Below are 6,945 nucleotides of genomic sequence, written 5' to 3'. Positions count from 1 at the left end.
GGACAAGCCAAGGCACGTAGGCGGGGGCAATTGTCAACACGCCCTAGACAAAATAGAGTTTTCTAATTAGTTTATTAGGTCATTAATAAATGAATATATAGGATAAAAGATGTGGCACTTTTGCAGAAAAAATTTAAGTACTGTATTGTTATCTCTAATTTGTTTCAAAATTTTTGCCTCCGATACTATTGATATTACAGTAACTACCAAGGAAAAAAATGCCATTGCTATAGGTTACACGGTCAATGGAAACCAATATGGAGGTTTGGGCAATTCCTATTCAGGAAAAGGACCTAAAAATAAAGAGTATCAATTTGGATATAAGAAAGATTCCATTTTTGGAGAAAATATCTCTTGTGGTTCTATAACCTTAAATCAAGACAGTAAGGTGACTTTGGTCAATAATAATAATCAATGTATTGGCATTTTAGGTTAGTTTGTCTGTTACATCGAATAATTGAATAGTAGAGATTAATTTTTGAAAGGCAGATAGTGCCTTTCAAACAATATTCAGCTCAAAATAATCGAACTCCACTCGAAGAAATTCAAATCTGGAATTAACAGTATATCCTGCTTAAAGCAATCCAGAGCACAGCCCTATCCCCTGAACACAACATTTAGCACCAAAAAACACCAACAAATACAATCAATTGGATAATTTTAAATTCATATAGTATATTTAATATACATGAACTAAACAAGGATAGGCAATGAAAAAAATAATATTGGCCTTAGTTGTTATTACTGCTGCTGTATTACTGAGTAGCTGTGGAGGTGGATGCTGCGGTTCCAGCAATTCCTGTTGCAGTTATAATACAGGATGTTGTGGTGTGCAAAATTATTCGGGTATTTGGTATTGATTTACAGCGATAAAAACCAATAGTCTGAAATATGAAAAAAAACAGCTTGATTGCAATCTCGGAAGAAGGGTTTCACCATATTGCTTATACTGAATGGGGTATTTTTGAACCTGAATTACCCGCAGTTATCTGTGTGCATGGTTATACGCGCAATTCCAGGGATTTCGATGAGTTAGCGAATTATCTTAGCTCCACGGGACGTCATGTATTCTGCCCTGATATTGCAGGTCGAGGTGATAGTTCCTGGTTTAAAAATCCCCATCACTATAATTTTACCCAATATGTAAAGGATATGACTGCTCTTATTGCAAGAACAAATGCGCATCAAATTGATTGGATTGGGACATCGATGGGCGGTATTATTGGCATGATTTTAGCTGCGATGCCCAATTCCCCGATCAATAAACTTGTTCTCAATGACATAGGTCCTCAAATACCTATTCATGGATTAAGAAGAATTGCTAAATATGCTGGTAAAGACCCTGATTTTAAAAGCCTGGAGGAAGCCAAGCAACATTTCAAAACCAGCTATGCTGATTTTGGAATTACCAATGAAGATCAATGGGATATTTTCACTAAAAACAGTGTAGAACAACGAGGTCCTAATCTTTATGTCTCCAAAATGGATCCGGCAATAAAAAAATCAAAATCAATTTTACAAATCATTTCAGAATTTTTTCGTCATCCTCATAAAGCACTGGAAGGAATTGTCTACGACATTAATTTGTGGTCAATTTGGAAACAGATTAAGTGCCCGGTTTTAATTATTCATGGCGTACGTTCTGATATCTTGACTTCAGAGATCATCACACAAATGAAAAGAACTCATGCTTTAACTGAAGTTTATGAAGTAGAGAATGCAGGGCACGCACCTGCACTGTTAAATTTGCCTGAACACAAAAGAATTGAGGATTGGCTTACCACTCATCAATAATCATAAATTATTAGCGGGATTTAAGCAAAACTCCAAGATCAAGACAACAAATGACAAAATTAAAAGCTTTTTAACAAAGAGATTGGAATTTTGCGTCAATCCTGATTATGTTAATTTAAAAAATTGAAATACTTGCCGCTTTAATTGGTTTAAATTAATTCTATGACTAAACAAGGTAATCAAAGCACCTGCCAGAACAAAGACGATACCCAACGCATGCCAAGGTTTCAATTCCTCACCGAGCAGCACTACTCCAAAGATCACCACAAAAACAGGCTCCAAAACAGATAAGATAGATGCCTTTTCCGAACTGATATACTTCAAGCTGTGCAGCATTAGCAAAATCGGTATAACCGTTGCAACAAGGCCTATGCCAAATAAATTCAGCCAAACAGGAAATGTTGTTGGAACTTTAAAGGTATGGCCGAGAGAAGCTACAATCAAACTGGTTACCATACAGCCTAAACATACCATCAGAGTTGATACATTTGGAGAAATTTTATTGTTTTTACTTGAAACAATATAACAGGCATAAAAAAAGGCTGAAGTGACACCCAGAAATATACCCCATAAATCAAATGCGACTTCATTCACATCAATTAACAATGCCATTCCTAAAAGGATAACAGATATGGCCAAGTAATATATCTTCGGTATTGTTTGACCATAGAAGAAATAATTTAATACCATAATAATCACTGGATAAGTAAAAAATATCACCATTGACAATCCAGATCCTATATAGTGGGAAGCATAAAAGTACAATAATGTCGATAAACCATAATACAGAACACCACTTAAAAAAGCGGTAAACATGGATTTATAGGTATCTTTAATATTTTTCAATTGAGGAATCAAAACAATCAAAATAAAAATGCTGGAAATAAAAAATCGCCAAAACAGCATATTACTTGCTGATAAATCACCATGAATAGCACTAATCCCAAAATAACCAATAAATCCGTAAAGAAATCCGGATAAAATAGCATAAAAGGATCCGCGTTGTTCTTGGGAGTTCATGATTGAGTTACTCGAAATAAGAGGAATGATCTAACAAATAAAAAGTTTTATTTTACTACTTTTATTCTATTTTGAAAATAAATAATTAAAATTTAAATCAAATTGTCAATTATTAATACGATTATAAGAGGCTATTCATCGCTTGATATACCGATAGTCCACAATGCTTTTGTCCAGTTTATTTAAACACACTATATTGACAACAAAATATACACAATGTACCATTCAAAAACTTCAATTTTAGCTCTATACCATTAAATGTTTCGAGTTTTAGTTTTTCTTTCTTGCATAGTCATTTTGACACCAAACACTATTGCTGAAACTAACCCCTGTGAAAAACATTCCTGTGTCGCTGTCATTGATGCAGGAAGTACTGGCTCGAGACTACATATCTATTCCTATGATATGGATGATACCAATACGCCAATTCATATTGATGAAATTTGGAATAAAAAAATTAAACCCGGATTCGCAAATATACAACCTAATTCTGCAACAATTGATGCCTACCTGACTGCGTTATTGGCTGATGCGCCAATCCATAATATATCTGTTTACTTTTACGCAACAGCTGGTATGAGACTACTGCCGCAATCACAGCAAAAAAAATACTACGATGAATTAGAATACTGGTTTAGACAACAATCGAGATGGCTGTTAGTAGAGGCAAAAACCATCACTGGGAACGACGAAGCATTGTTTGACTGGCTTGCTGTAAATTATAAACTTGATACATTAAAATCAGTCCAAAACAAGTCAGTTGGTGTTATGGATATGGGTGGCGCATCCGTTCAAATTGTCTTTCCAATGCCTAAAAATGCGGAGATTAGCAAACATAACCAGGTAGAACTCAATATCTATGGACAGAATATCAATCTGTATGTTCACAGTTTCCTGGGGTTAGGCCAAACAGAAATGTCACATCAATTCCTTAACTCCCCCTCTTGCTTTGCAAACGACTATCCTTTGCCAGACGGGGAGTCAGGACAGGGCAATGCTCCATCGTGCAAGGAAGAAGTAACATCATTAATGAATAGTGTCCATAAGGTAAATCAACAAATACAACCTTTGCTTGCTTTAAATCCCGTGAATGAATGGTACAGTATTGGTGGTATTTCCAATCTTGCCAGCAGCCAATTATTTCATTTTGAAAACAGCGAACTTACTAATCAAAGTTTGCTGCAACAAGGGGACAACCAAATTTGCCATCAGCAATGGGATATACTTAATGGCCAGTATCCTGACGATGAGTACCTCTACCAATATTGTCTTTTATCCTCTTATTACTACGCATTAATGGTTGATGGTTATGGCATTAACCCCAATCAAACCATCCATTATATTCCGCCAGAACAAAATCTCGATTGGACAATTGGAGTCGTGCTTCACCGCACTTGAAGCATTACAATTCATCAATTGAAAAATCATCAATTCTCAGGGGAGAAGGTTGACGGTAAAAAGCACATAAAGCATTACGAAAATGTAGTGCACGCTGTGGTAACCCCTGGGTACAATAATGAAACACCTGATTATAGATTGACTGCTTAAAGGCCTCAGTGTCTACTTCAGTCCCATTTAAATTATCAATACTTACCCTAAATTTATGTCCCGCGGCCATAGAAAGAATCCACTCTAAAGCCTGTGGCTTCACTTCCACCCTCTGAAACAGAGTTTGTTGTTCCTCATTGCGTCCATCAGGAGCATACCAATAGCCAAAATCGACCAGCTTTCTTCTTTCTTCTCCGGCAATAAGCCAATGAGCGCATTCATGCAAAGCACTGCTAAAAAATCCATGTGCGAAAAATAGCGCATGATAAGGCCGCTGGTCATCTGCGGGAAGATAAATCGGCTCATCTCCCCCTTTAACCAGTCGAGTATTATAGTCCTTCTCAAAACAATAATTAAAAATATTAATTAGATCTTCTAAGTGATGCACGAATCGTTACGAAATGATATTAATGACAATTGGACTATTTTATATAAAACTTAAGTAAAATACGAATGATTAGAGCTCTTTCTATCTAGCGAAGCCTTTGATGCTTCCCTATCCGATATTGATTATACTCTTTTTCCAAAGCAGATTTTAATTCTTTTTCATTTTCCATACCTATTTTGGCCACTAACGTTAAAGAGTGTTTGATATGCACAGCTTTTGCCTTGGGTATCTGAAGAGAAATGACTTCGTCATGCGAGGCAGAATTCATGCTTGCTAATAAGGCTTCTTTTTTAGATAACCCTCCAAAACGTTTCTCGGGTTTATCCTTAAGAGGAAGAAACTCTTTTTGTTTCAGAAGACAACGAGTTATCTGATAATAGGTATTAATTTGCTTATAAGTTAAATCGATCGCAGTTTCGTTCTTATAGATGTCCATTTCAGGATTTCTGGGTGTAGATGGATGATGAAGTTTGGCCAGTTTTATCTCATTCTCATCCGTCACTTTTTCGTTACCTTTTAAAATAAAATCAAACATCCCTGCCCAAGTGTTTTTGCCTTCTTCATTATTACTTAAGCCAAAAGACAAATAAAAAATTCCACTGGATATTGCAAAAGCAGCAAGAGTACCTATTGAAACAATAGCGGGAATAATTCCTGCGGTACTTAACCCTATAAGAGTACCAATAGTCAGTAAAGGAATTATACCGAATACGATTAACGGCCATTGCTCTGCAATATAGTGTATTACAGGTCTGATTAAGTAGGTATAGGGAGCCAGGCCAAAATAATATAGAACCCCTCTCCCTAAAGAATAAAGCCAGAAATTCCTTGTTTTCCTTTTGGCATTTTGTTGCTCAGCAGAGACATAAGTAAATTCTGTTTCAGCAAATCCGGCATAATTCAGAAAATGATCACAAAAAAGATTAGGACCTTGTTTATCTTTTGGAGGCTTGACATGTAAAATGTCCCACTCTTTTTTCCAAACCCCAAAAAAAGACACAGGATCGTTACCTTGCTGTTGGACAACAACCAAAGGTTTCTTTTTGATTTTATACCATTTATCGTACTTCACTTTATTATCAGTATCATGAAGTCCTGCGGGGTTTAAGGCATCCACTCTGGAAAGGTATTTTCCCATATCAATAGCCAAAAGCAGACTTAAAGAGCCTCCAAGGCTTATACCACATACATGAATTTTACTGTTTTGTTTTAAAATCCAGTCCTTAATTCTATCTCTTCCATTTTTATATAAAGAATAGCCAACCGTTTCAAATCCTTTCAAATCAGTATTTAATTGGGAAATAAAACCTTGACCAGCAGGATAAGTAGTTCCCATAAAAATTAAATGAGACTGGGCATTTGGGTTATCTATTGGCTCAAGTCCATAAGCAAAAACCCTATCATCATCTCGCAAAATCAGATCATTTTTTCCACGATGATTTGTAAGTTCTATGGGCTTGATGTAATAGTCAACCATAACCCATTGATCATTGATTCTCTGGGGAACTTTAATCGACTCGTAAGGATTTAAATCAAATAAAGGCAAATAACTAAGACAGTTACTAAGGTAAAGTTGTATTTGTTCATTTTGTTGCGAATTAAATTGCCTGCCACTTAATTGGGTAAATAGTGCATCAAACCCTTTCTGAAAGGCTAATCGAAACTCTTTCAGCAACAGAGGATCTCTTTGAAGGTAAATAGCCTTAAAGGTTTCCCAGGAAAATAATTCTGTCCATGAGGTATTCCAACCCATCATTAACAATCGCAAAGTATTACGAATCAGAACTGCCCTTTGCTCTTCAGGAGGTATGTTTTTTCTAGATTCGAACTCGGCATTCTCGACAAAATTTAAATTCAAACCACCTTTAAAACTTGTACACTCCATCACCATAAAAACCCCTGAATAACTTGTTTCCAACTATGAGTCCAAGACAATTAAAATCACGGGATTTTAAATGACTGATTTTCTACGAACCGCTGCTTGCCAACAGCATCCACAAAGTAAAGTGCGCTCTGGATGTCTCGCACAGTCCAGCGCTCGCAGGTTGCTAAACGAGTCATTTAAAAAGCAAGAAACTGTAAATTACTATTAATTAAAAGTTGAAATTTTAGCACAATAATAAAGATTATTGCTAATAATTCAAACCCGAAGTGCTTATTTTGCTCAAAAAGATGAGGCCGTCTAACCAGACAGC

General features: G+C 36.0%; 8 protein-coding genes. 5 read left to right on the top strand and 3 right to left on the bottom strand.

Annotated features, from left to right (window positions below; translation table 11 throughout):
- Positions 1-109 precede the first annotated feature (109 nt).
- The 3 genes from CC34_RS0108865 to CC34_RS0108855 all read left to right on the top strand — a co-directional run bounded on the left by CC34_RS0108865 (position 110) and on the right by CC34_RS0108855 (position 1,794).
- Positions 110-436 carry a hypothetical protein gene (locus CC34_RS0108865; protein ID WP_028378754.1) on the top strand — a complete coding sequence of 109 codons (327 nt, stop codon included), beginning with the start codon at positions 110-112 and terminating at the stop codon, positions 434-436.
- 274 nt (positions 437-710) lie between these two features.
- The gene (locus CC34_RS1000000117420; RefSeq protein ID WP_165481886.1) at positions 711-860 is read left to right on the top strand and encodes a hypothetical protein; all 150 of its coding nucleotides are present in this window, start codon (positions 711-713) and stop codon (positions 858-860) included.
- Between the two features lie 31 nt (positions 861-891).
- Entirely contained in the window at positions 892-1,794 is a 903-nt protein-coding gene (locus CC34_RS0108855; protein ID WP_028378753.1) for an alpha/beta fold hydrolase, read from the top strand.
- A gap of 105 nt (positions 1,795-1,899) precedes the next feature.
- On the opposite strand, the gene CC34_RS0108850 is transcribed toward CC34_RS0108855, so the two are convergent.
- Positions 1,900-2,814, bottom strand: a complete 915-nt coding sequence (locus tag CC34_RS0108850; protein ID WP_028378752.1) for a DMT family transporter — start codon at positions 2,812-2,814, stop codon at positions 1,900-1,902.
- A 258-nt stretch (positions 2,815-3,072) separates the two neighbouring features.
- Between CC34_RS0108850 and CC34_RS0108845 the strand changes: the two genes are divergently transcribed.
- Positions 3,073-4,212 carry an acetate and sugar kinases/Hsc70/actin family protein gene (locus tag CC34_RS0108845; RefSeq protein ID WP_028379426.1) on the top strand — a complete coding sequence of 380 codons (1,140 nt, stop codon included), beginning with the start codon at positions 3,073-3,075 and terminating at the stop codon, positions 4,210-4,212.
- A gap of 4 nt (positions 4,213-4,216) precedes the next feature.
- On the opposite strand, the gene CC34_RS0108840 is transcribed toward CC34_RS0108845, so the two are convergent.
- Together CC34_RS0108840 and CC34_RS0108835 are read right to left on the bottom strand one after the other, a co-directional pair.
- The gene (locus CC34_RS0108840) at positions 4,217-4,750 is read right to left on the bottom strand and encodes an elongation factor P hydroxylase (RefSeq protein ID WP_028379425.1); all 534 of its coding nucleotides are present in this window, start codon (positions 4,748-4,750) and stop codon (positions 4,217-4,219) included.
- A gap of 85 nt (positions 4,751-4,835) precedes the next feature.
- A complete protein-coding gene (locus tag CC34_RS0108835; protein WP_028379424.1) occupies positions 4,836-6,641 on the bottom strand; it encodes a lpg1907 family Dot/Icm T4SS effector in 1,806 nt (601 codons plus the stop codon).
- A 64-nt stretch (positions 6,642-6,705) separates the two neighbouring features.
- On the opposite strand from CC34_RS0108835, the gene CC34_RS1000000117415 reads away from it, so the two are divergent.
- Entirely contained in the window at positions 6,706-6,843 is a 138-nt protein-coding gene (locus CC34_RS1000000117415) for a hypothetical protein (protein ID WP_154219880.1), read from the top strand.
- The last annotated feature ends 102 nt before the right edge of the window (positions 6,844-6,945 follow it).

Source organism: Legionella pneumophila subsp. fraseri (assembly GCF_000586315.1).
GTDB classification, from domain to species: Bacteria; Pseudomonadota; Gammaproteobacteria; order Legionellales; family Legionellaceae; genus Legionella; species Legionella pneumophila_B.
Note: the sequence above shows the minus strand (reverse complement) of the source record. Positions and strands in the feature narration are given on the sequence as shown.

Excerpts from the sequence above, each read along its gene's own strand:
- CC34_RS0108835 (WP_028379424.1), bottom strand. The coding sequence starts at position 6,641 with ATGGTGATGGAGTGTACAAGTTTTAAAGGTGGTTTGAATTTAAATTTT.
- CC34_RS0108850 (WP_028378752.1), bottom strand. The coding sequence starts at position 2,814 with ATGAACTCCCAAGAACAACGCGGATCCTTTTATGCTATTTTATCCGGA.
- CC34_RS1000000117415 (WP_154219880.1), top strand. The coding sequence starts at position 6,706 with ATGACTGATTTTCTACGAACCGCTGCTTGCCAACAGCATCCACAAAGT.
- CC34_RS0108855 (WP_028378753.1), top strand. The coding sequence starts at position 892 with ATGAAAAAAAACAGCTTGATTGCAATCTCGGAAGAAGGGTTTCACCAT.
- CC34_RS0108865 (WP_028378754.1), top strand. The coding sequence starts at position 110 with ATGTGGCACTTTTGCAGAAAAAATTTAAGTACTGTATTGTTATCTCTA.
- CC34_RS0108845 (WP_028379426.1), top strand. The coding sequence starts at position 3,073 with ATGTTTCGAGTTTTAGTTTTTCTTTCTTGCATAGTCATTTTGACACCA.
- CC34_RS1000000117420 (WP_165481886.1), top strand. The coding sequence starts at position 711 with ATGAAAAAAATAATATTGGCCTTAGTTGTTATTACTGCTGCTGTATTA.